Genomic DNA, 1,929 nt, shown 5'->3' with positions numbered 1-1,929 from the left:
GCGGTGATTGCCGCCCAGCGGCAGTTGGCCGTGGCGGGGCGGGTGCTGTTGCTGGGTTCGGCCGCGAAACCCGCGTGGTGGGCAGGCACCGCCTGTCTGGGGATGGCGAAGATCCTCGAGAACATGGAGATCGGTCACAACGTCATGCACGGCCAATGGGACTGGATGAACGACCCCGACATCCACTCCTCGTCGTGGGACTGGGACACCGCGTCGACCGCGAAGGCGTGGAAGCACTCGCACAACTACATCCACCACACCTTCACCAACATCCGTGGCAAGGACAAGGACCTGGGCTACGAGATCATGCGGATCGACCCGCATCAGAAATGGCATCCGGTCTACCTGGCCCAGCCCTTCTACAACGTGTTGCTCATGGCCTTCTTCGAATGGGGGGTCGCGCTGCACGACATGGACCTCGAGGCCGTGCGGGCCGGCGAGAAATCCTGGCCCGAGGTCTGGGAGGACCTCAAAGGGATCGCGGGCAAGGCCCGGGCACAGCTCGTCAAGGACTACGCCGGCTGGCCGTTGATCAGCGCGGGCGCATTCGGCCTGGCCCAGCTCGCCTTCCGCGGCCGGCTCGGCCAACCGGAAACCTCTCGTCTCGGACGGCTGCTGCGGTCCCTCCGGCCGACCGGACGAGGGTCCGGCGTCGCCGACATCCTCGATCGCACGATCCCGGGCGTCGAGCGCACGTTCCTGGCCACCCTGGTGGCGAACGCTACCGCGAACATCATCCGCAACGTGTGGGCACACGGCATCATCTTCTGCGGCCACTTCCCGGACCAGACCTACACGTTCAGTCCTCGCGAGGTCGAGAACGAGACCCGCGGCGGCTGGTACGTGCGCCAGCTAGTCGGTGCGGCGAACATCGAGGGCAGCCCGCTCTTCCACATCATCAGCGGAAACCTCGGATACCAGGTCGAGCACCACCTGTACCCCGACATGCCGAGCAGCCGCTACGCGGAGATCGCACCCAAGGTGCGGGAGATCTGCCAACGGTACGAACTGCCGTACAACTCCGGAGGGCTGGTGAAGCAGTGGTCCATGGTGCACCGAACCATCCTGCGGCTCGCGTTTCCGGGCGGAGCACCGCGCCCGAAGCCGGGTCCGTACCGCGGTGAGCTCGACCCGGGCGGCGCGACCGGCCCGAGTGAGGCGGCGCGATTCCGGCAGCGGGTACCGGCGGGCAGCGCGGCTGCGGGTCCCGAACACGACAGCGGGGGCGTGAACGTCTCCCTACCCCCACGCGGACAGGACTAGCCACCAGGCCGATCGATGGGCCGACGTCACCCGCGCGGCCGAAGAAGTGGGTCGACCGGCTCCGGCAGCAGCCGGCAGGCGGCCAGCCACTCCTGCGCACCGGCTCCGAACTCCTCCGGAGCGACTGAGCCACTACCTTCGGGGATACGCCCGAGCAGCGGTACACCGGCGACGTCGGGCAGATCCTCGAGATTGCACTGCTGCGCGAGATCCGGTGCTGCAGGCCATGATCCGATCACCGTGCCGACGCACCGCACACCGGCCGAGCGCAGGGCCGCGACCGTCAGGGCGCTGTGGTTGAGGGTGCCCAGGCCGGCCGCCGCCACGACCAGCGCCGGCGCATCCAGTGCCGCCGCGACATCGGCGATGGTGAAGCCGTCGGCGCCGATCCGGACCAGCACTCCCCCGGCGCCTTCGACGAGTGTCAGGTCGTGGGTCGCGTCGAGCTCCCGTACCGCGGCGACGACGTCGAGCAGGCTCAGCAGCGGCCGTCCGCTGCGTCGGGCCGCGGTGTCCGGCGCGAGCGGTTCGGGATAGCGGGCCAGTTCGAGGGTGTCGATGTCGGGACCGGCGAGGCGCGTGATCTCGGCGAGGTCGCCGGGTTCGCCGTCGGCGACGCCGCGGCGTGCCGCGAACGCGGCCTGCACGTCGGGTGCTTCCGTCCCC

The 1,929-nt window shown here is 69.4% G+C and carries 2 protein-coding genes; one reads left to right on the top strand and one right to left on the bottom strand.

Annotated features, from left to right (window positions below; translation table 11 throughout):
• Positions 1-1,263: acyl-CoA desaturase (locus tag I0Q12_RS20265; RefSeq protein WP_197253992.1), on the top strand; the 1,263-nt coding region annotated here is incomplete at its 5' end.
• A 26-nt stretch (positions 1,264-1,289) separates the two neighbouring features.
• Here I0Q12_RS20265 and bioD read toward each other — a convergent pair.
• Positions 1,290-1,929: ATP-dependent dethiobiotin synthetase BioD (gene bioD, locus I0Q12_RS20260; RefSeq protein ID WP_197253990.1), on the bottom strand; the 640-nt coding region annotated here is incomplete at its 5' end.

It is taken from the genome of Rhodococcus sp. CX, assembly GCF_015865005.1.
In the GTDB taxonomy this organism is placed as follows: domain Bacteria; phylum Actinomycetota; class Actinomycetes; order Mycobacteriales; family Mycobacteriaceae; genus Rhodococcus.
The sequence above is the reverse complement of the archived record's forward strand: the minus strand, read 5'-3'. Positions and strand labels throughout refer to the sequence as shown.